The organism is Agromyces sp. NSFZ (genome assembly GCF_056156205.1).
In genome coordinates, this window is record NZ_CM149585.1 from 952,201 (window position 1) to 971,729 (window position 19,529).

20 protein-coding genes are annotated in these 19,529 nt (G+C 71.0%); 11 read left to right on the plus strand and 9 right to left on the minus strand.

Going from position 1 to position 19,529, the window contains the following annotated elements; translation table 11 throughout:
• Window positions 1-30: 30 nt before the first annotated feature.
• On the minus strand, window positions 31-1,263 hold the full coding sequence (locus tag ACVFI9_RS04590; RefSeq protein ID WP_474764867.1) for a glycosyltransferase: 1,233 nt from the start codon (window positions 1,261-1,263) through the stop codon (window positions 31-33).
• Window positions 1,260-1,871, minus strand: a complete 612-nt coding sequence (locus ACVFI9_RS04595; protein WP_474764868.1) for a TetR/AcrR family transcriptional regulator — start codon at window positions 1,869-1,871, stop codon at window positions 1,260-1,262. The genes ACVFI9_RS04590 and ACVFI9_RS04595 overlap by 4 nt, the downstream gene beginning before the upstream one ends.
• A gap of 95 nt (window positions 1,872-1,966) precedes the next feature.
• Between ACVFI9_RS04595 and ACVFI9_RS04600 the strand changes: the two genes are divergently transcribed.
• The 7 genes from ACVFI9_RS04600 (at window position 1,967) to ACVFI9_RS04630 (ending at window position 10,439) form a co-directional block, all read left to right on the plus strand.
• Complete coding sequence (locus tag ACVFI9_RS04600; RefSeq protein WP_474764869.1) at window positions 1,967-2,587, plus strand: VOC family protein; 621 nt, start codon at window positions 1,967-1,969, stop codon at window positions 2,585-2,587.
• A 92-nt stretch (window positions 2,588-2,679) separates the two neighbouring features.
• Window positions 2,680-4,821 carry a hypothetical protein gene (locus tag ACVFI9_RS04605; RefSeq protein ID WP_474764870.1) on the plus strand — a complete coding sequence of 714 codons (2,142 nt, stop codon included), beginning with the start codon at window positions 2,680-2,682 and terminating at the stop codon, window positions 4,819-4,821.
• A gap of 53 nt (window positions 4,822-4,874) precedes the next feature.
• The gene (locus tag ACVFI9_RS04610; RefSeq protein WP_474764871.1) at window positions 4,875-5,039 is read left to right on the plus strand and encodes a hypothetical protein; all 165 of its coding nucleotides are present in this window, start codon (window positions 4,875-4,877) and stop codon (window positions 5,037-5,039) included.
• 200 nt (window positions 5,040-5,239) lie between these two features.
• On the plus strand, window positions 5,240-7,663 hold the full coding sequence (locus tag ACVFI9_RS04615) for a hypothetical protein (RefSeq protein ID WP_474764872.1): 2,424 nt from the start codon (window positions 5,240-5,242) through the stop codon (window positions 7,661-7,663).
• A gap of 5 nt (window positions 7,664-7,668) precedes the next feature.
• Window positions 7,669-8,097, plus strand: a complete 429-nt coding sequence (locus ACVFI9_RS04620; protein WP_474766370.1) for a hypothetical protein — start codon at window positions 7,669-7,671, stop codon at window positions 8,095-8,097.
• Between the two features lie 76 nt (window positions 8,098-8,173).
• Window positions 8,174-9,514: a serine hydrolase domain-containing protein gene (locus tag ACVFI9_RS04625; protein ID WP_474764873.1), complete on the plus strand. Its 1,341-nt coding sequence runs from the start codon at window positions 8,174-8,176 to the stop codon at window positions 9,512-9,514.
• 439 nt (window positions 9,515-9,953) lie between these two features.
• The gene (locus tag ACVFI9_RS04630) at window positions 9,954-10,439 is read left to right on the plus strand and encodes a GNAT family N-acetyltransferase (protein WP_474764874.1); all 486 of its coding nucleotides are present in this window, start codon (window positions 9,954-9,956) and stop codon (window positions 10,437-10,439) included.
• Here the strand turns inward: ACVFI9_RS04630 and ACVFI9_RS04635 are convergent.
• On the minus strand, window positions 10,427-11,233 hold the full coding sequence (locus tag ACVFI9_RS04635; RefSeq protein WP_474764875.1) for an SDR family oxidoreductase: 807 nt from the start codon (window positions 11,231-11,233) through the stop codon (window positions 10,427-10,429). The genes ACVFI9_RS04630 and ACVFI9_RS04635 overlap by 13 nt on opposite strands.
• Before the next feature lie 118 nt (window positions 11,234-11,351).
• Between ACVFI9_RS04635 and ACVFI9_RS04640 the strand changes: the two genes are divergently transcribed.
• Window positions 11,352-12,332 (plus strand): D-2-hydroxyacid dehydrogenase family protein, encoded by a 981-nt coding sequence (locus ACVFI9_RS04640; RefSeq protein ID WP_474764876.1) that lies wholly within the window; start codon window positions 11,352-11,354, stop codon window positions 12,330-12,332.
• A 113-nt stretch (window positions 12,333-12,445) separates the two neighbouring features.
• Complete coding sequence (locus tag ACVFI9_RS04645) at window positions 12,446-13,234, plus strand: bestrophin-like domain (RefSeq protein WP_474764877.1); 789 nt, start codon at window positions 12,446-12,448, stop codon at window positions 13,232-13,234.
• A gap of 10 nt (window positions 13,235-13,244) precedes the next feature.
• Here ACVFI9_RS04645 and ACVFI9_RS04650 read toward each other — a convergent pair whose 3' ends face one another.
• Together ACVFI9_RS04650 and ACVFI9_RS04655 are read right to left on the minus strand one after the other, a co-directional pair.
• Entirely contained in the window at window positions 13,245-13,547 is a 303-nt protein-coding gene (locus ACVFI9_RS04650; RefSeq protein WP_474764878.1) for a DUF4287 domain-containing protein, read from the minus strand.
• Window positions 13,548-13,649: 102 nt separating this feature from the next.
• Window positions 13,650-14,117, minus strand: a complete 468-nt coding sequence (locus tag ACVFI9_RS04655; RefSeq protein ID WP_474764879.1) for a winged helix-turn-helix transcriptional regulator — start codon at window positions 14,115-14,117, stop codon at window positions 13,650-13,652.
• Between the two features lie 86 nt (window positions 14,118-14,203).
• Between ACVFI9_RS04655 and ACVFI9_RS04660 the strand changes: the two genes are divergently transcribed.
• Entirely contained in the window at window positions 14,204-15,391 is a 1,188-nt protein-coding gene (locus ACVFI9_RS04660; protein ID WP_474764880.1) for an MFS transporter, read from the plus strand.
• 18 nt (window positions 15,392-15,409) lie between these two features.
• On the opposite strand, the gene ACVFI9_RS04665 is transcribed toward ACVFI9_RS04660, so the two are convergent.
• From ACVFI9_RS04665 to ACVFI9_RS04680, 4 genes are all read right to left on the minus strand, one after another.
• Complete coding sequence (locus ACVFI9_RS04665) at window positions 15,410-16,342, minus strand: 3-methyladenine DNA glycosylase (protein ID WP_474764881.1); 933 nt, start codon at window positions 16,340-16,342, stop codon at window positions 15,410-15,412.
• Window positions 16,343-16,358: 16 nt separating this feature from the next.
• Entirely contained in the window at window positions 16,359-17,324 is a 966-nt protein-coding gene (locus ACVFI9_RS04670) for an NAD(P)/FAD-dependent oxidoreductase (protein WP_474764882.1), read from the minus strand.
• 59 nt (window positions 17,325-17,383) lie between these two features.
• Window positions 17,384-18,406 carry a 1-aminocyclopropane-1-carboxylate deaminase gene (locus ACVFI9_RS04675; protein WP_474764883.1) on the minus strand — a complete coding sequence of 341 codons (1,023 nt, stop codon included), beginning with the start codon at window positions 18,404-18,406 and terminating at the stop codon, window positions 17,384-17,386.
• An 85-nt stretch (window positions 18,407-18,491) separates the two neighbouring features.
• Window positions 18,492-18,812 (minus strand): hypothetical protein, encoded by a 321-nt coding sequence (locus tag ACVFI9_RS04680; protein ID WP_474764884.1) that lies wholly within the window; start codon window positions 18,810-18,812, stop codon window positions 18,492-18,494.
• A gap of 124 nt (window positions 18,813-18,936) precedes the next feature.
• Between ACVFI9_RS04680 and ACVFI9_RS04685 the strand changes: the two genes are divergently transcribed.
• Window positions 18,937-19,509: a hypothetical protein gene (locus tag ACVFI9_RS04685; RefSeq protein WP_474764885.1), complete on the plus strand. Its 573-nt coding sequence runs from the start codon at window positions 18,937-18,939 to the stop codon at window positions 19,507-19,509.
• Window positions 19,510-19,529 lie beyond the last annotated feature (20 nt).

The following is a 19,529-nucleotide window of genomic DNA, read 5'->3' on the forward strand; positions in this document are numbered from 1 at the left end:
GGCTTGCCGGATCGGCAACGCCGACTCCGGTTACGCCCGAGAATCCGGCTGCCGCACGCCGAGTCGCTCGAGCACCTGCAGTGCCGCGCCGGTGCCGTCCTCGCGAGACATCCGCCCGGCCGCCGCCCGCACCGCCGTGGCGTAACCCGGCGCCGCCGCCAACGCGCCGCCCAGGCCGGCCGCGGTCACTCGCCGCTGCGGAATCGCGGCCGGCCCGAGCCCCTTCCGGTGCAGCCGGGCGCCCCAGAACGGCTGGTCGGCGATGAACGGGACGATCACCGACACGGCGCCGGCCGCCATCGCCGCGTGCACCGTGCCGATGCCGCCGTGATGCACGGCCGCCACGGCGTGCGGCAGTACCGCACCGTGGTCGACGGTGCGGGTCGCGAACACGTCGTCGCCCAGCAGGTCGTCGGGCACGACGATGCCGCCGAGCCCGGTCGCTGCGAGCAGCCGCAGGCCGCGTGCGCGCGCCGCCTCGACGAGCGCGCGTCCGCGGGCGACCGGGTCGCCCGCCGCCATCGAGCCGAACCCGGCGTAGACGAACGGGCCGCCGCGCATGAATGCGTCGACCGCCGGATCGACGCGAGACGCCGCGTCGGCGGCATCCGCGACCGGCGACCGCCACGCTCCCGTGAGCACCACCGTCGCAGGCCAGTCGTGCGGGCGCGAGAGGATCTCGGGGCTGATCGGCATCAGAGTGGTCGAAGGCGCCGACGAGGCACGCGGACGTTTGACCCCCATGACCGACGCCGCTTCGGCGACCTCGCGTCTGAACATCGCACCGGCCGCCGACGCCGCGCGATACGTGAGCGGGTTCGGCGGCCCGAGACTGCGGGTCACCGTGCCGGCGGCGGGGAACTCGCGGGTCGGCGTCATCGCCGGCACGAGTTCCACGAGCAGGTGCGGGATGTCGAGCGCGTCGGCGATCAGCGGCGCCGACAGCACCTTCGGATGCCACAGGATCACGTCGGGCCCGAACTCGCGGGCGGCGTGCGCGGCGCCGACGATCACCCCGCGCATGACCGGCCGCACCACCTCGCGGAGGTTGCGCATCGCGGCGAGCGGCGACACCCCCTGCGACTCGATCATCGCCGAGAAGTCGACGCCGAGGCTATGCACGTCGATGCCGGTGAGGTCGGCGCCCGACCGGTCGGGCGCGGCGAGGCGTACGTCGTGACCGGATGCGGCGGCCCGTCGTGCGAGCGCGGCGAACGGTTCGACGTCGCCGCGCGAGCCGGCGGTGAGCATCAGGATCTTCATCGTGTCTCCTCTGTCGCGAGGCCGGCGGCGGCGAGGAGCCGGTCGTCGGTCGTGAGTCCATGGGTGTACAACTCCGCGAGCGGTACGGCGATTCGGCCGAGTGCGGCATCCGCATCGCCGCCGCCCCAGGTGGTGAGCGGCCCGAGCACGAGGAACGGTGCGACGCCGAGCAGCACGAGCGCGGCGGCCTGCGCCTCGGGGTCGCGCGAGGGTCGGAGCCAGCCGTCGGCCGAGCCGGCGGCGATCATCGCGCGCGCCACCTCGAGGAGCCGATCGAACAGTGCATCGGATGCCGCGCCACCAGCGCCGAGCATGCGCGCCACGTACGGGCCGAACGTGCCGAGCACCTCGCCGAGCACGTCGGACGGCGTCGGCGCGCTGATCTGCTTCTCGGCGATGAACCGTGCGACACGCGCGTCGCACTCCTCGCGCAGGGCCTGCTTCGTGCCGAAGTGATGCGTGACGAGCGCCGTGCTGACGCCCGCGTCCCGCGCGATGTCGCGCATGGTGGCCGCCTCGAAGCCGTGGCGGGCGAATCGATCGAGTGCGCTCGAGACGATGCGGGCGCGCGCCGTGAGGTCGGCATCGGAGAAAGGGACTGTACGCACGTACAGCATTCTGTCACAGGGTACAGTCGAAGGTGGATGCCGATCGGTCAGGAATCGAGAAGCCCTCGCTGATGCTCGCGCGTAGCGTCGGTGCCATGAACACCACCGAGTCCATGACCCTCACGTCCATCGAAACGATCACGCTCGAAGCCGACGACCCCGAGGCCGCCGCGCGCTTCTACCGCGAGGCTTTCGGCCTCGACCGGGTCCGCACGCGCCCCGCCGAGAGCCCGACCGACGGGTTCCGCGGATTCACGATGTCGCTCGTCACCGCGCAGCCGGGCAACGTGGTCGCCCTGTTCGACGCAGCCGTGGCCGCCGGTGCAGTCGTGCTGAAGCCGGTCGAGAAGTCGCTCTGGGGCTTCGGGGGCGTCGTGCAGGCGCCGGACGGAGCGATCTGGAACCTCGCGACCTCCGCGAAGAAGGACTCCGCACCGGCCGCCCGCGAGTTCGACAACGTCGTCCTGCTGCTCGGGGTCGAGGATGTGGCGGCGAGCAAGCGGTTCTACGCCGCCCGCGGACTCTCGGTCGCGAAGAGCTTCGGCAGCTACGTCGACTTCGCCACGCCGGGAAGCCCGATCGGCCTCGGCCTCTACAAGCGTCGCGCACTCGCCAAGTCGGCCGGTGTCTCGCCCGACGGCTCGGGTTCGCACCGCATCCGGATCACCGGGAACGGAGGCTCGTTCGTCGACCCCGACGGGTTCGAGTGGGTGTGACCCGCGGTCGGGTCCTCGCAAAGGAGGACTGACAGCCCGCCCGGTCGCGTACCACGCTGGAGGAACGACGGTCGAGCCGGGTCGGGGGGACCATGGGTGACACTGGGCCATGGGGGGCGGAGTTCGCCGCCGATGCATCCGTGCTGCCGGCCCGCGTCGCTCTGGAGGCCGTCGAGATCAGCGACGACTGGGATGCCTTCTACACCGGTACGATCCTGCCGATCATCTCGGTGGCCGCGATCGCGGTCCTGATCTGGCTGCTCCTGGTCCTCCTCGCGCGCCTGCTCGCGATGATGGCGAACCTGCGTGACCTGCGGATCCGGCGGACCACCGGTACGTGGTTTCGCATCGCCGGTTTCCTGCTGGCTGCGGCGGCGTCGGTCGCGTTCGTCGTGTCACCGAGCATCGGCCTCCCACCCGCCCTGACGTGGGGCATCGTCGTCATCGCGGCGCTCGCCGTGGTGCTCCTCACCCTCGGGTTGGCGACCAGGCCTCGGATGGACGTCGTCGTCGCGGCCGCCGATGGTGCGGAGAACGGAGCGTGGAAGGCGGAGCTGCTCGCCACCATGCGATCGATGAACGCCGACGACGCTCGTGGCAGGGTGGAGCAGCCGAGCGCTTCCGACCTCAGCGAGGTCATCGCAGTCGCGAGCAAGACGGACAACTGGGCCCTGAAACTCTCGGGAACGCTCGCGTCGTTGCTCTTCAACCTCACGCCATGGCGGTTGGATGTCGCGATCTTCGACGCCGGCTCGGGTGCGGCGGCGCTCTTCCGGAACGGCCATCTGATGGACGAGATGTCCTTCCGCCTGCCGCGCGACGCCGCCGACAGTGACCACCCTCGCGAACTGCTGACGATGGCGGCTGCATTCGCGGCGACGGGTGTCGCAGCGAGGTATCCCGACATCGTCGGCTTCTACGGCGCCTGTGGGTGGAAGGGCATCGGTTGGCTGCAGATCGCGCTCCCGCGAAGATCCGAGACACGAGTCGCCGATCTGGATCGAGCGATTCACGAGGACCCCGCGAGCCTCCTCGCCGAGTACGAAGACGTCCGTCGTCACGCTCAGGACCGCCCCGTCGATGCGGATGCGCTCTCCTGGTACATCGGGCGCCTCGAGGCCATGATGTGGGTGGCTGCCAAGCAAGCCGGTGTCCGCATCGACGCGCTGCAGGGGGTGCCACTCCAGCCCTGGCACGACCACGTCGCGCGAGACGGACATGAGCCGCAACTCCAGCTCCTCCGGCTCATGGCCGCCTACACGGTGGCGATCAGGAACTGGTCCATGCTCGTGCCGGTGGGGGACTGGCAGACGGGCGAACGGCGGCCGGCCCACGCAGAGCCGAGAGCGATCATCGAGCGGTTCATCGACCTTCTCGCGAATCGTCGGCCAGGCGCCTACCCGTCTCTCGAGAACTGGTTCGCCCGCATGGAGCAACGGGCCGGGCTCTGCTATCTGATCCTCCGTGAGGAGCTGGGCTGGCCCGAAGGCGACGAAGACCACGAGCCGGCGCCGATCGGCAGCTACGTCAGCGGCGCAGCCGGCCGGGTGAATCGACGTGAACGTTCGGAGACCTGGACGCATCAGGCGATGACGTCGAACGAGTTCGAGGTCCGGTACTCGTGTGCCTGCTATCTGGCTCGTGAACGGCTGCGGTGGTCGCCGAAGACGGACACGGCGAAGATCGCGGGCAAGTTGGAGCCGGTGTGCCGGCAGGAAGAGGAGTACCGTCGGATCGCGATCCACGATCCGGAATTCCGCCCGCTCGGGCATGACGAGCTGATGCGGACCGCCGTACTCGGACGATTCGACGAGTGGGACATCCGGCGTTTCACGAAGCATCAGACGGCGCTGAAGGGGGCCGGTGTCAGTCATCCGGCCTGGCTGTCCGACGAAGCGCTCGCCGCACGGGTCATCGAGCGAACCGGACTCGCCTCGGGCGAAGCGGTGTCGTTGATCGACGGTGCCAAGATCCTCGACGCCGCGCAGGCGATTCGGTTCACCGGACTCGGCGACGTCGCCCGCATGCGGGCGGTGCGGCATCTGCTCGATGTCGAGGGTCACTCGCCGGCGACGCTGCTGGTCGCGCACGCGCGGTCGTACGAGGAGCTTCGCGATGAGCTCGCGGAGGCGATGTTCTGGATTCCCACGCCCGGTGAGGTGCAGGTCGCCGAGCAGTTCATCGAGGAACTGGTGCAACGGATGCATCGGCTGGTCATCGTGGTCCTCGAATGACGTCCGTACCCGTTCCGGCCGACGTCTGTCCGTGGGGTGTCGTAACGACGCGCATGGCGAGCACCGCGAACGAGAAGTACGACGTGAAGCGCGAGCGGCGTGAGCTGTACGGGGCATCCGTTCGGGACTTCGCGATCGTCGACGTGCCGCCGGCCGTGACTTCGTGGTCGCGCCGCTCGAGGGGCTGTGGCGCGCTGACGATCCCGAGACGTTCGTGACCCGGCAGAAGGACGCGTGGAGCTGGACGATGACGATGCTCATCGCGCAGCCCGACGGTCCCCGCGCCGGCGCTCGACCGGGTGCAGCTCCTCGAGCCGGTGCGGCCGGTCTGAGCCCGTCGATCCCGCCCCCAGTTCAGGGCTGGCACTGTCCCGGCGCGCCGGCGGATCACTAGACTCGCGCCAGGCAGGCGCGGATCATGCGAACGCACGGAACTCGAGGTCGACGGTTCCGAGTACCGACGGCGGCACTCGCGATCGGGGGTACGCTCGCGCTCGCGGGCTGCACCGCCGATCTCGGCGAGACCTCCACGCTCAGCGGCTGGACGGCCGCCGTCGGTGCGCGGTGGGACGGCTTCGTCGACGCGGGTCTCGTGCCCCTCGCCGATGCGCTGCTCGCGCTGCTCGTCGGATGGCTCGTGCTCGCCGTCGCCGCGCGGCTCGTGGCGATCCTACCCGGCGTGCGCAACCTGAAGATCCGGCGCCGCACCGGCGCGGCGCTGCGGCTCGGGGGGTGGGTGCTCGTCGGAATCACGCCGATCGTCATCGTGATCGCGACGGCGTACGCCGATGACGGGTTCGCCGCGTGGGTGCTCGTCGCGCTGCCGCTCGCGCTCGCCGCCGTCGCCGTGCTCGGCCCCGGGCTCGCGACGCGGTCGCGGCTCGACGCCAAGGTGCTCGGGCCGGACGGCTCGGCCAACACGTCGTGGTCGATCGACGCGCTCATGCAGGTGCGCAACGCGAACCTCGACGATCCGAACGAACGCGTCGAGCGGCCGAGCACACCCGACCTCGGCGAGTTCATCGCGATCGCCGACCGCAGCGGCAGCGGCATCGCCTCCGCGCTCGCCTGGCTGTTCCAGGTCCTGTTCAACTCGGCTCCGTGGATGCTGCAGGTGACGATCCTCGACGAACGCTCGGCCATCGCCACGCTCCGGCGCAACGGGCATCCGCTCGACGAGGTCGAGCTCGCCCTCGAATGGGACTCGCCGCAGCCCGACCAGCACCGCAAGCTGCTCGCGCTCGCCGCGGGCTTCACCGCGATGACGATGGCCGAGCGGTACCCCGATGTGCGCGGCTTCTACCGGGCGACGAGCTGGAAGTCGATCGGCTACCTCGGGCTCGCGCGGATGACCCGGGGCGACGAACGCCGGCACTACCTCAGTCGCGCCATCGAGGAGGACCCGACGAGCATCCTCGCCGAGTACGACCGGGTCTACGACCGGTACGAGCAGCTCGACGACCGCGCCGCGCTCGAGAAGTTCCTCGACCGGCTCGAGCCGATCATCAACCAGGCCGCGTGGCTGAGCGGCGAGGGTGCGATCTTCGACGACGTGAAGCCGAAGGTCTGGCACACGTACGTGCGGGTCGCCGCCGAGCTCGGGGGGCAGCGCCTCGATCCCTCCGACGTGCATGCCCTCCGCAGCATCCGCACCCGCCTCGACGATCTGCGTCGCGCGCGGCCGATGGAGCCCGAGCCGCGCGCGATGCTCCTGCGCACCCTCATGCTGTACATGACCGTCGCGCGCAACTGGGCCGCGTTCGTCGACCTCGACGAGGCCGGGGGCGGCGACGTCGGCCGTCTGAGCGGCGTCGATGGCGGTGTCGATGGCGTCGTCGAGTCGGCCGTGGCAGACCGGCGCGATCGCATCCGGGCCGCCATCGACCGCTACCTCGCCCTGCTCGAGTACGAGAACGGCGGTCCCCGCCGTGACCCGAGCAGGGTGCTCGCGCGAATGCGGGCGCGCGCGGCGCTGTGCTATGTGATCTTCAATCCCGGGGTCCTGGGGGAGTGGGGCATGGCGGATGCCTCCGCGGAGGCTCCGGGCGGGGCGTCGATGTCGCGACAGGCCGCGGCTGCTCGTCGCTGGCTGGCGGATGCGGGCGCTTCGCTCGAGATCGAGATCCGCTACTCGTACGCCTGCTTCACCGCGCGCCGGGCACGGGCCATCGAGGCCGACGACGAGCGCGACCTGCTCGTCGAGGAGGCGATCCGCGGCGTGCGCTATGCGCGCTACGTCGACTACTACCAGCGCGAGGCCGCGCGCGACCCCGAACTCATGCTGCTCGGCCGCGAGCCGCGGATGCGCGAACTCGTGCTTGCGCCCATCGTGTCTCCGTGGCAGATCGAGCGGTTCGCGGCGGTCCGGGTGCCGCTCGAACGGCGCGGCATCCTGGATCCCGCTCGCATCGCCGACGACCCGGGGCTGCTCGGTCTCGGCGACGCGCTCGGCCTCAGCGCCGAGGACTTCGCGCTGCTCGTCGATGCATCCGCGATCCTGCGTGCGGGCCTGGCGACCGACGAGGGCGGCCTCGACGAGGCCGAGCGGATGCGCGCGGTGCGATACCTGGTGGATGACGCGGGCTACTCCGTGCGCAGTCTCTCGGGCATCTTCGCACAGCAGTTCGACGCACTCACGAAGTCGGTCGCCGGCGCGGTGCACTGGGTGCCGACGAAGGACGAACTCGAGGATGTCGCACGATACCTCGTCGGGCTGCTCGCGCGGCTCGATGCCGTCGCTGCGGTCGCCGCTCCCGTCGCCGAACTCGGTTCGGGCGCGGCCGCGCAGGCGACGGCCGCAGCGCCGGCGCTTCCTGGGTCGCCGCCCCGCCTGGTGCGTTGAGCGGCATGGTCGGCGACGCGGCATCCGCTCGGCTCGTGATCGTGGTGGTCGACGTGGCGAACGTGATGGGATCGCGTCCCGACGGCTGGTGGAGGGATCGTGCCGCCGCGGCGACCCGGCTGCTCGACGGGCTTCCGGCGCTGGTCGGCCGATCGGTCGACGGACCCGACGGCGAGCCGCTGCACATCGGCCGGATCATCGCCGTCGTCGAGGGGGAGGCGAAGGCTGCCGGAGTTCCCGATGGCATCGACGTCGTGCGGGCGACCGGCGAGGGCGACACCGCGATCGTGGCATCCGCGGGGGCCGCGCTCGACGCCGTCGAGGAGGGAGCGGCGGTGCTCGTCGTCACGGCCGACCGTGGTCTCCGCGCCCACCTCGGAGGCGGCGTGCTCGTCGCCGGCCCGGACTGGCTCAACTCGTTGCTCGGACGCTGAGGTGCGGGCTCGGATCCACGGCAGTCGCCCAGTGTGGGGGACGTGTGGACCGGTGTCGTTCGGATAGCATCCGCTGGTGCGCATACTCCGTCGTGTGGTCGTCGTCGTCGCCGTCCTCGTCCTGATCCTGATCGCCGCATTCGCCGGTGTGTACGCGTGGCAGCAGCCGATCCTGTTGACCGCCACCGGCTACGACGCCCACAACGCCTGCGCCGTGACCCAGGTCGCCGGCCGCGACGATCCCGCGTCCGACCTTCCGTCGAACCCGCTGGTGCCGTACCTGCGCGTCGACATCGACGAGGAGGTGGCGACCGGTTCGCTGTTGAACGCGCTGGCTCGCCAGCGGGCGTGGTACACCGAGGACTTCGGCTGCACGCTCGCGAAGCACCGCCCCGACCTGGGCGAGGCCACCGCGATCGAGGGCGCTGCGAATCCGTTCACGGACGCCGCGGCCCCTGCCGCGACGCCCGAGATCGAGGCGGCGCTCGGTCGCGCCTTCGGCGATGAGCTCGCCGCGCCCGCTGCGGAGCAGCTCGGCACGCGCGGCATCGTCGTGGTCAAGGACGGCGAGCTGGTCGCCGAACGCTACGCCGAGGGATTCGACGCCGAGACGCCTCAGCTCGGCTGGTCGATGTCGAAGAGCGTGGCGTCGCTGCTCACCGGCGTGCTCGTCGAGCAGGGCCTAGTCTCGCTCGACGACGACCACCTGCGCCCCGAGTGGACCGACGAGCGCGCCGACATCGCCGTCGAGGACCTGCTGCGCATGACGAGCGGCCTGCGGTGGGACGAGACCTACGATCTCGGCACGCCCATCACCCGCATGCTCTACCTCGAGCCCGACATGGCCGACTACGTCGCGAGCCTGCCGCTCGACCACGAGCCCGGCACCGTGCAGCAGTACTCGAGCGGCAGCACCAACATGCTCTGCTCGGTGCTGGCCGAGCGCGCCGGAGTGACGGCCGATCTGCCCAGGCGGGAACTGCTCGGACCGCTCGGGCTCACCTCCGCGATCTTCGAGGTGGATGCCGCGGGCACCCCTGTCTGCTCGTCCTACCTGTGGGCGACCCCGCGCGACTGGGCCGCGATCGGCCAGTTCGCGCTGCAGAACGGGGAGTGGAACGGGGAGCAGCTGCTTCCCACGGACTGGATGGCGCAGAGCCTCACGGTCGTGGACGTCGAGGAGACCGACGACCCGGGCGCGGGCATGGGATGGCGCGGCAATGTCCTGCTCGACGGTGAGCCGCGCTGGCCCGAGCTGCCGGAGGACACGTTCTACGCGGCTGGCCACGACGGACAGAAGATGCTCATCGTGCCGTCGGAGAACCTCGTCGTGGTGCGCATGGGGTTCTCGCCGGAGGTCGACATCGACTCCTCCGTCGTGCTGCTCGTCGAGGAGCTGATCGCGGCGCTCGAGTAGGTCACGGCACCCTCGGTGGGTGCCGGTCAGCCCGCGAAGTGAGTGTCCCTCCACCGATCTCGGTGCCGGAGTGCCGAAGTACCGGAGTGCCCGGGTGCCGAAGTACCGAGGTACCGAAGTGCCGAGGTGCCGGAGTCCCGGAGTTCCGAAGGGCCGGAGTGCCGGAGTGCCGGAGTGCCGGAGTGCCGGAGTGCCGGAGTGCCGGAGTGCCGGAGTGCCGAAGTCCCGGAGTGCCGAAGTGCCGGAGTGCCGGAGTGCCGGAGTGCCGGAGTGCCGAAGTCCCGGAGTGCCGAAGTGCCGGAGTGCCGAAGGGTCGGAGTCCCGGAGTGCCGAAGGGTCGGAGTGCCGAAGTCCCGGAGTGCCGAAGTGCCGAGGTGCCGAAGTGCCGGAGTGCCGGGACTTCACGAGATGGAAACATCCGTCGGTTCAGAATGGTCGAGTGACGACCGCGACCGACATCCAGCCGGGCGACCTCGCCGACGAGCGGGTCATCCGTCTCCTCACCGACCACCTCACCGACATGTTCGCCACGTCCCCGGCCGAGAGCGTGCATGCGCTCGACGTGTCAGGGCTCGCGGTGCCCGAGGTGACGTTCTGGACCATCGCCGAGGGTGAGCAGCTCCTCGGGTGCGTCGCCCTGAAGGAGCTCGAGCCGGCCCACGGCGAGTTGAAGTCGATGCGCACCGATGCTGCTGCGCGGGGGCGCGGCCTCGGTGCTCGCCTGCTCGAGCACGTGCTCGCCGAGTCCGTCCGCCGCGGGTACCGCCGCATCAGCCTCGAGACGGGTTCGCAGGAGTTCTTCCGGCCCGCACGCACCCTCTACGCGAAGTACGGCTTCTGCGAGTGCGGCCCCTTCGGCGACTACCGCCTCGATCCGAACAGCGTCTACATGACCCTCGAACTCGGGCCCGGTCACGAAGCCTGATCCGCAGCCGCAGCCGCAGCCGCAGCCGCAGCCGTCTCGACGAGCACCTCGCGCCAACAGCGTCGGCCGACGGTGAGCGGATGCCCCGACGCCGGGTCGGGGAGGAGCGCGCCCTCAGGCGCGCCTTCGGTTCCCATGAGCCGCGACGCCGCGTCGGTGTCGACCTCGCGCTCGTCGCCGAGGATCGCCAGGGTCCCACGCATGAAGTCGTCGAGTCCCACGACCTCGGGTCCGGCGATCTCGACCGTGCCGGCGGGCGCACCCTCGAGGACGAGCCGCACCAGCTCGGGCGTGACGTCCGACGGGGCGACCGGCTGCACGAGCACGGGCGGTACCGCCGCGCGGCCGTCGATCGTCGCGCGGTCGGCGATCTGCCGTGCGAAGGTGGCGAACTGGGTCGCGCGGAGCACGATGACCTCCGTGGGCGCGCCGACCCTTCGGGCGGCAGCCTCCTGCGCGAGCTTCGCGCGGTAATAGGCGCTGTTCGGCACGCGGTCGATGCCGACGATCGACAACAGCACGTGACGGCCGACGCCAGCAGCCCGCTCCGCCGCGGCGACATTCCGCGCCGAGGTCGTGAAGAACGCCAGCACGCCGTCGGGATCCCTCGTCGGCGAATCGCTGACGTCGATCACCGCGTCGGCTCCGGCGAGGGCCTCGGCGAGTCCTTCACCGGTGAACGCGTCGACCCCGGTCGACCGCGCAGCGGTCACGGGATCGTGTCCCGACGATCGCAGCGACTGCACGACCTGGGCACCGATGAAGCCCGTTCCGCCGATGACCACGATGCGCATGGCCCGTAACCGTACCGTCCGGCAGCGGTAACCGCCAGAACAGGCCGGCCGGCCTCGGCTATGGCCGCACGAGGAGCGGTCGACGTTCGATCGCGCGTGCGAGGCGTGCCATACGCTGATGTCGACGAGAGGGGCCCACGTGCGCATCGCCATCCTCGACGACTACCAGGGGGTCTCGCTGGATTGCGCCGACTGGTCGGTCCTCGACGCTGACATCGAGGTCTTCCGAGCGCATCTCGGCGACGACGACGAGGTCGTCGCCGCGCTCACGGGCTTCGATGTGGTCGTCGCGATGCGGGAGCGCACGCCATTCCCGAGAGCGGTGCTGGGCCGCCTCCCCGAACTCAGGTTGCTCGTGACCACCGGGATGCGCAATGCCGCCATCGACCTTGCCGCGGCCAACGAACTCGGCATTACGGTGTGCGGCACGCGAAGCGGCGCAGCGCCCACCGTGGAGCTCACATGGGCACTCATCCTCGGGCTCGTCCGGGGTGTGGCATCCGACGACGGCGTCGTCCGCGCCGGTGGTTGGCAGACGAACCTGCCGGGCGATCTCGAGGGCTCGACACTCGGCGTGATCGGACTCGGCCGGCTCGGGCAGCGCGTCGCGACGATCGGCCGGGCGTTCGGCATGGACGTCATCGCGTGGAGCCCCAACCTCACCGAGGAACGCGCCGCGGCGGCAGGTGCCACGGCCGTGACGAAGGCGGAGCTGTTCGAGCGCGCCGACGTGGTCACGATCCATCTGGTGCTGAGCGAGACCACGCGGAGCCTCATCGGCGCCGACGACCTGCGTCGCATGCGTCGCGACGCCGTGCTGGTGAACACGTCACGTGGGCCGATCATCCAGCAGGCCGCGCTGCTGCAGGCCCTCGCCGGGCGCTGGATCGCCGGCATCGGCCTGGACGTCTACGAAACGGAGCCGCTGCCCGCCGACCACTGGCTCAGGCGTCCCGATGCCGCGGGCGGTACGCGCGTGTTGCGTTCGCCGCACATGGGCTACGTGACGCGCAGGAACTACGGCCTGTTCTACGGCGACGCCGTGGCCGACATCGTCGCCTTCGCGGCCGGCGCGCCCGTGCGGGTGCTCACGGGCTGAGCCGTCGCGGTCGCAGCCGGATGCGACCAGCCCGGGAGATCCGGTCGCCGCGAACGATGGCGCGCGATGCGCCGCGTCCCTAGGCTGATCGACGAGTCCGGCGAGGGGGTCGCATGGAATGGTTCTACGGGGCCGACGTGCTCGTCACGTTGCCGCTGTTCGTCGGCCTCTTCGTCGCAGTGTCGTGCGCGATCGTGCTGGCGCTGCGACCGGTCCTGCCACGACTCGTCGAGGACCCCAAGCAGTGGGACCGCGTGCTCGGCCACATCATCGGCACGTTCGGACTGTTCTTCGGGATCCTCCTCGCGCTCGTCGCCGTCTCGGTCTACGAGAACTACGCCGACGCGCATTCCGCCGCACTGCAGGAGGCGTCGGAGGTGGGCGTGCTCTACCGGGCCACGTCGGGCCTGCCCGACGACGTCGGGGACGAGATGCGCGCCTCGCTCGACGAGTACGTGCAGCTCGTGATCGACCAGGACTGGCCGGCGCAGCGGGCAGGCGTCCTGCCCGACGCGAGCGAGGCCGCGACCGAGCGGTTCGAAGTGCTCATGCACGGCTTCAACCCGCAGAGCCCCCAGCAGCAGGCGCAGTTCGTGCAGCTCCTCGCGTCGTTCGACGAGTTCGTCGAGGCGCGGCGGGCGCGAATCGACGCGACCACCCTGGCGCTGCCTCCGTTGTTCTGGGTCGTCATCTGGGTCGGGGCCGCCATCAACGCGGTGCTCATCGGGTTCATGGACGTGCGGAACCTCCGACTGCACCTCCTGATGGCCGGGCTGCTCGCGCTGTTCATCGGTCTCGTGATCTTCGTCACGGCCGACATGGACCGTCCCTACGAGGGCAGCATCTCGGTGGGTCCGGGTGCGTTCGAGCGCCTCGTCGAGCAGGTCATCGACGAACGGTGACGCTCCGCGCCTACGCGCTCGCGGCGTTCGCGGGATTGGTGGCCGCACCGTCGAGCCACAGCGTGTCGGAGGGGTCGCTGTGCGTGCCATCGGTGCCGACGTGCTTGCGGCTGATCTGCGGACCCTTCGTGATGACGTGCACGAGTGCCATGGCGTGCCCGTGTCCCAGTCCGTACTCCTCCTTGAGCCAGGTGGCGATCGGCGTCGCCTTGCTCGTCTCGTCGAAGCCGCGCTCCCGGGCGAGTTCGATGAACTCCCTCGGCGTGAGCCCGGTCTTCGCCTCGATGTTGTCGAGGTATGCCTGGAACGACATCGGTTGCTCCCTTCGGTGACGGATGCCGCGGCGGCATCTCGGCATCAGCCTCCACCACGGGGCATCCGCTCGCCCAGCCTTTCGACGTGGATCGAACGCTCGTCACTCGGACGGGATCGCCCCGGGGCCGGGCACGGCGACGACCTCATCGAGTGCGTGCTCGACGCCGTCACCGTCGACGAAGGCGAGCCGCAGCGGGTCGCCCGTGTCGCGGTCGGTGTAGACGGCGGCGGGGCCGAACCCGCTGGGACGGTACTCGTCGCCCCACGCGGAGATGGCCGCGAGCACGGGCCGGAGGCCGCGGCCGGCAGCGGTGAGCACGTACTCCTCGCGCTCGCGCTCGCCGGCTTCGCGGTACGGGCGCCGTGCCAGGATGCCCGCGTCGACGAGGCGAGCGAGGCGGTCGGTGAGCACGTCGGGTGCGACCCCGAGCTCGGACCGGAACTCGGCGAACCGGGTGCAGCCGCGGAAGGCCTCTCGCACGATCAGGAGCGACCACTTGAGGCCGAGCACCTCGAGGCTCCGCGCGATCGAACACCGATCCGCAGTCACGTGCGCCGTATCCGTCATGGATGGATCCTACCATCTGGGTTTGACATTCATACTCAGCATGCTAGATTGGGTCAACCAACTCAGGCTGCTGGAAGGCGAGCATCATGTCCCTGTCAGAACGTGCGAGCTTCTGGACCGCGGCATCCGTCGCCGGCGTCGCCCTCTGGGCGAGCGGCGCACCCACCGTGGTCTATCCGCTCTACGCCGCCGAATGGCAGCTCCCGCCGGCGGTGACCTCGGCGATCTTCGCGGTGTACCCGCTCGTTCTCGTGCCCGTGCTCATCGTCTTCGGCAACCTCTCGGACTTCATCGGCCGGCGTGCCGTGATCCTCATCGGCCTCGCGGCGCTCGCGGCGGGCTCCGTCGTGTTCGGCCTCGCCCCCGACCTCGCCTGGGTCTTCGCCGGGCGGGCGCTCATGGGCGCGGGCGTGGGACTCGCCCTCAGCCCGGCGACCGCCGCGATGATCGAGTTCGGTGGCCGCAACGGCGCCCGACGGGCGAGCTCGGTGACCACGGCGGCGACCGCAACAGGGCTCGCGCTCTCCACGATCGTGTGCGGCGCCCTCGTGCAGTACGCGGCCGAGCCGCTGCACCTGAGCTTCTGGGTGCTCGCGGGCGTCACGGTCGCGACCGGAGCGTTCGCCTGGTTCCTGCCGCGGCACACCGCCGACGAGGCCGGAGGGTCGTGGCGGCCCCGGCTGCCGCGCATGCCGCAGGACGAGCGCCCGGCGTTCGCGGCCGGCACCCTCTCGATCTCGGCCGCGTACGCCATGGGCGCGCTCTTCCTCGCCCTCGGGGCGCAGATCGCCCGCGACCTCGTGCGATCCGACAATGCGTTCGTCGACGGCGCGATCATCTCGCTCTCGGCGGTCGCCATCGGCATCGTCGCGGTGCTCGGCCGCGGCATCCGTCCCCGTCTCGCGGTCACCATCGGCCCGGGCCTCGCCGTCGTCGGCCTGGGCCTGCTCGTCGTCGCCGGCCTCGCACACTCGCTGCCCGCCTTCATCGGGGCATCCCTCATCGCGGGCGCCGGGTACAGCCTCATGTTCTCGGGCGGTCTCGGACTCGTCACCGCGAGCGCGCCGGCGCATCATCGCGCCGCCGTCATCTCGGCGGCCTACGTGGTCGGCTACCTCGTGCAGGCGCTCGCCGCCCTCGGGCTCGGGGCGCTCGCCACGGCCACCGACCTGCAGCTGGCCCTCGACCTCGGGGCGCCGCTCATCCTCCTGCTCGGTGTCGCGGCCGTCGTGGTCGTGAACCTGCGCAGGCGGATGCCCGTGCCGGCCGCCTGACCGGCGCCGCTGCGCTCGTCAGCTCGCGACGCGCCGAGGTCGAGCGGGAGCGGCGGCGCTCAAGGCACCGAAGGCCGCGTCGAGCACTCGGTGCCGCAGCGCGTTCGACCGCTCGGTGAACCCGCGCTGACGGCGCACATACTCGGCCTTGCCCTCGGGCGTCTCGATGCGCACGGGCTCGCCGCCCCATGCTTCCATGTCGTAGGGCGAGGCCTGCATGTCGAGGTACCGGATGTCGCGGGCCAGCTCGAACGCGTCGAGCAGCAGGTCGCCCGGCACGAGCGGGCCCAGCTTCACCGCCCACTTGTAGACGTCCATGCCGGCGTGCAGGCAGCCGGGCTGCTCGAGCTCGGGCTGCGTCTCGCGGGTCGGGGCGAAGCGGTTGCGGGGGGCGGCATCGGGGGTGAAGAACCGGTACGCGTCGATGTGGGTGCAGCGCAGCTCGTGCGCCTCGACGACCGCGTCGGTCGCCGCTTGGCCGAGCCGCAGGGGCACCGGGTGGCGGTGCTCGCGCTGGCGGTACACCATCGCCCACTCGTGCAGGCCGAAGCATCCGAACGATCCGGGGCGCGACGCGGTGAGGCGCAGCATCCGCTCGATCCCGCGCAGCATCGGCGCTTTCTCACGTGCCATCGCGGCGTGATCGACGACGAGCGAGCCGGGCGCCGTACCCGGCGCGTACCAGCGCCAGGCGGCGCGCGGCGTGGCCGCGGCATCCGACATCTCGACGTCGGTGCCCGGATGCCACCGCCGTAACAGGCTCGGCGAGTACGAGTAATAGGTGAAGAGGAAGTCCTCGATCGGATGCTGCTCGCCCCGCGTCGCTCGCTCGCGATGCCCGGCCGTGAGCGCCTCGGCCCGCTCGGCATGCGCCAGCTCCCGGGTGCGCCAGTCGCCGGCGTCGAGTACGACGACCGGCGTGGTCCGCGCGGCGACGGCGGTGGGGATCACCCTTCGATGCTAGGCGTCAGGCCTGCTCCAGCTCGCTCGCGGCGATCGCCTCGCGCACGTCCTCCTCGACGAGCTCCCCGTTGATGCCGCTGCCCGCGAGGTTGCCTGCCGCCATCGCGACGGGCACCGACGACTGCGCGGTGGCGATGTTCCCTGCGGCCCAGAGTCCGCGCACGTTGGTGCGACCGGAGGGGTCGACGAGCACCCAGTCCACGCCGTCCTGCCGGATCGTGCGTGCTCGCAGCTCGCGCAGCAGATGGTCGTTCGGCATCGGCTTCGGGGCCACGAAGATCGCGTCGGCCTCCTGCTCGGTTCCGTCGTCGAGGCGGATGCCGCTTGGGCCGCCCTGCTCGTCGCCGACGACCTCCACGACCCTGCGCGACTCGATCGCGACGCTGCGAGCCTCGAGCCCGGTGCGCGCCGCGGGGGCGAGGTTCGCGCCCTGCGAGTAGAACGTGACGTGCGGCGAGAGCTGCCGCATGAGCTGCGCCTGATGGGTGTTCCCGGCGTCGGTGGCGATCACGGCGATGCGACGGTCGCGCACCTCCCAGCCGTCGCAGTACGGGCAGAGGGCGGCGGTGCGGCCCCACTGCTCGGAGAGCCCGGGGATGTCGGGCAGCTCGTCGCGCAGGCCCGTGGCCAGGAGCATCCGCCGCGCCGTGTGCCGTTCGCCCGACTCGAGCTCGACCTCGAAGCCGATGGCGTCGGTGTCGGTGTCGAGCGGGGCCGCCGAGACGACCGTGCCCGACTCGATCACCACGTCGTCGTAGCGCGTGAGCTCGGCGCGGCCGGCGGCGAGCAGGTCGAGCGGTGAGGAGTGGTCGTGGCCGAGCACGCCGTGCATGTGCGCGGAGAAGCGGTTGCGCGGTTCGCCCCCGTCGACCACGAGCACGCGACGGCGCGACCGGCCGAGCATCAGCGCGGCGCTGAGGCCCGCGCTGCCGCCGCCGACGATGATGACGTCCCACTCGGTTCGCTGCATGCGTCAACTCTGCCAAGAAACCGGCCCGGGTGGGGCAGCGCGCCGTCGGGGCATCCGGCTCAGTGGTACCGACCGCTGTAGGCGTTGATCGCCGGCTGCCCGCCGAGGTGCGCGTAGAGCACGTTCGAGTCCGTCGGGATCTCCCCGCCCGAGACGAGGTCGATGAGTCCGGCCATCGACTTGCCCTCGTAGACGGGGTCGAGGATCACGCCCTCGAGGCGGCCGGTGAGCCGCATCGCCTCATCGGTCGACTCGACCGGGATGCCGTAGCGATCGCCCGCCCAGCCCTCGAGCACCGTGATCTCGTCATCGCGCAGGTCGCGTCCGACGCCGATGAACTCCGCCGTGCGGCGGGCGATGCGCGCCACCTGGTCGCGGGTCTCGTCGAGCTTCGCCGACGCGTCGATGCCGATCACCCGGCGCGGCCGCCCGCCGAAGTTGTGCTCGAGGTCGGCGAACCCGGCGATCATGCCCGCGTGCGTCGAACCCGTGACCGAGCACACCACGATCGTGTCGAAGAACACGCCGAGCTCGGCCTCCTGCGCGGCCACCTCGTGCGCCCAGTTCGCGAAGCCGAGGCCGCCGAGCGGGTGATCGGATGCCCCGGCCGGGATCGGGTACGGCGTACCGCCGGCCTCCTCGACGTCGGCGATCGCCTGCCGCCACGACTCCTTGAAGCCGATGCCGAACCCGGCGGGAGAGAGCCGCACGTCGGCGCCCATGAGCCGCGAGAGCAGGATGTTGCCGACCCGGTCGTTCACCGCGTCGGGCCAGTCGACCCAATGCTCCTGCACGAGCACGGCCTTCATGCCGAGGTGCGCCGCGACGGCGGCGACCTGGCGGGTGTGGTTCGACTGCACGCCGCCGATCGAGACGAGCGTGTCGGCGCCCTTCGCGAGCGCGTCGGGCACGAGGTACTCGAGCTTGCGGGTCTTGTTCCCGCCGAAGGCGAGGCCGGAGTTGACGTCCTCCCGCTTCATCCAGACGCGGGCGCCGCCGAGATGGGCGCTGAGCCGATCGACCGGGTGGATGGGGCTCGGCCCGAAGGTCAGCCGGTGGCGGGGAAAGTCGGCGAGGGCCATGGTGCTCCTTTGGTCAGCGGTGCGTGCAGCATGCAATATATTGCGATGCCGGGACCCTGCTGTCAAGCGGCACGGACCGATCGGACTACGGGGTGATGGAGTCGACGAACGCGAACGCGTCGTCGGCGATCGCGCGCCACCGCTCCGCATCGTCGCTGAGGGGCACGCGCGCCCACTCGCGCATCGGGCGACCCTGCATGACCATGTGGTCGAGCCCGAGTTCGTCGATGCGCTCGGCGGGGAGCTTCGCGACGAGGCATCCGTCGTGCGCGGCGAACGCGAAGACCTTGCCGCGCACCGAGAGGCCCTCGGTGCCGAACATGCGCATCCAGGCGACATCGGATCTCGCGAGCAGGTCGGGTGCGAGCTCGTCGAGTCGTTCGCGACCCCTGGCGCGGTCATCCATGCGACGAGGGTACGTCCGGCGGCCGACATCCCACGCGGCTCGGGGCGAGATCCGGGACGCCTGCCTCTGCAGGCCGGGATCTCGGGCACGACAGGCTGCAGGGGATCACCTCTCGAGGAGCGCCATGACCACGTCGACCCAGATCACCCGCTCGCATCGCCCCTGCCGTCGAACCCGAGCGGCCCTTGCGGCCGCGCTCCTCGCGGCGACCCTCGGCTCCGGCGGATGCGCGGCGCGGATCGCGCTGCCGCCGTCGACCGAGACGCCGCCGCCGTCGACCGAGACCGCGACGCCGACCCCGTTCCCCGAGTTCACCGCCGAGCCGACCGCCGAGGCCGTCGACCCCCGATGCCTCCGGCAGTTCCCGGGCACCGCGATGCTGCTGCACGAGGGCGAGCTCGAGATCCGTCCCGAGCTCTGGCCAGAGGTGCCGTCGTGGGCGGTCCTCTGCACGACCGAGTGGGAGAACGACGTCACCCAGGTCGCCTGGTACGCCACCGACGAAGGCATCAGCCGGGCCGAGATCTACCGGTACTACGAACACGAGATGGTGGGCTACGGCGAGGTCGGACGCGCCGAGACGGCCGACGGCGAGATCTCCACGGGGGTGTTCCCGCCCCGGCACTCCTTCTACATCGAGGCGAGCCGTGACCAGTACCGCATCACGTGGTCGATCGACGGCGACTACGCCGACTGAGACCGGCGATACTGAACCAC

What these genes read in the sequence shown, in the direction of transcription:
- ACVFI9_RS04590 (WP_474764867.1), bottom strand. Translation starts at nt 1,263, where the DNA reads ATGAAGATCCTGATGCTCACCGCCGGCTCGCGCGGCGACGTCGAACCG.
- ACVFI9_RS04600 (WP_474764869.1), top strand. Translation starts at nt 1,967, where the DNA reads ATGAACACCACCGAGTCCATGACCCTCACGTCCATCGAAACGATCACG.
- ACVFI9_RS04605 (WP_474764870.1), top strand. Translation starts at nt 2,680, where the DNA reads ATGGGTGACACTGGGCCATGGGGGGCGGAGTTCGCCGCCGATGCATCC.
- ACVFI9_RS04610 (WP_474764871.1), top strand. Translation starts at nt 4,875, where the DNA reads ATGGCGAGCACCGCGAACGAGAAGTACGACGTGAAGCGCGAGCGGCGT.
- ACVFI9_RS04615 (WP_474764872.1), top strand. Translation starts at nt 5,240, where the DNA reads ATGCGAACGCACGGAACTCGAGGTCGACGGTTCCGAGTACCGACGGCG.
- ACVFI9_RS04620 (WP_474766370.1), top strand. Translation starts at nt 7,669, where the DNA reads ATGGTCGGCGACGCGGCATCCGCTCGGCTCGTGATCGTGGTGGTCGAC.
- ACVFI9_RS04635 (WP_474764875.1), bottom strand. Translation starts at nt 11,233, where the DNA reads ATGCGCATCGTGGTCATCGGCGGAACGGGCTTCATCGGTGCCCAGGTC.
- ACVFI9_RS04640 (WP_474764876.1), top strand. Translation starts at nt 11,352, where the DNA reads ATGTCGACGAGAGGGGCCCACGTGCGCATCGCCATCCTCGACGACTAC.
- ACVFI9_RS04645 (WP_474764877.1), top strand. Translation starts at nt 12,446, where the DNA reads ATGGAATGGTTCTACGGGGCCGACGTGCTCGTCACGTTGCCGCTGTTC.
- ACVFI9_RS04650 (WP_474764878.1), bottom strand. Translation starts at nt 13,547, where the DNA reads ATGTCGTTCCAGGCATACCTCGACAACATCGAGGCGAAGACCGGGCTC.
- ACVFI9_RS04655 (WP_474764879.1), bottom strand. Translation starts at nt 14,117, where the DNA reads ATGACGGATACGGCGCACGTGACTGCGGATCGGTGTTCGATCGCGCGG.
- ACVFI9_RS04660 (WP_474764880.1), top strand. Translation starts at nt 14,204, where the DNA reads ATGTCCCTGTCAGAACGTGCGAGCTTCTGGACCGCGGCATCCGTCGCC.
- ACVFI9_RS04670 (WP_474764882.1), bottom strand. Translation starts at nt 17,324, where the DNA reads ATGCAGCGAACCGAGTGGGACGTCATCATCGTCGGCGGCGGCAGCGCG.
- ACVFI9_RS04675 (WP_474764883.1), bottom strand. Translation starts at nt 18,406, where the DNA reads ATGGCCCTCGCCGACTTTCCCCGCCACCGGCTGACCTTCGGGCCGAGC.
- ACVFI9_RS04680 (WP_474764884.1), bottom strand. Translation starts at nt 18,812, where the DNA reads ATGGATGACCGCGCCAGGGGTCGCGAACGACTCGACGAGCTCGCACCC.
- ACVFI9_RS04685 (WP_474764885.1), top strand. Translation starts at nt 18,937, where the DNA reads ATGACCACGTCGACCCAGATCACCCGCTCGCATCGCCCCTGCCGTCGA.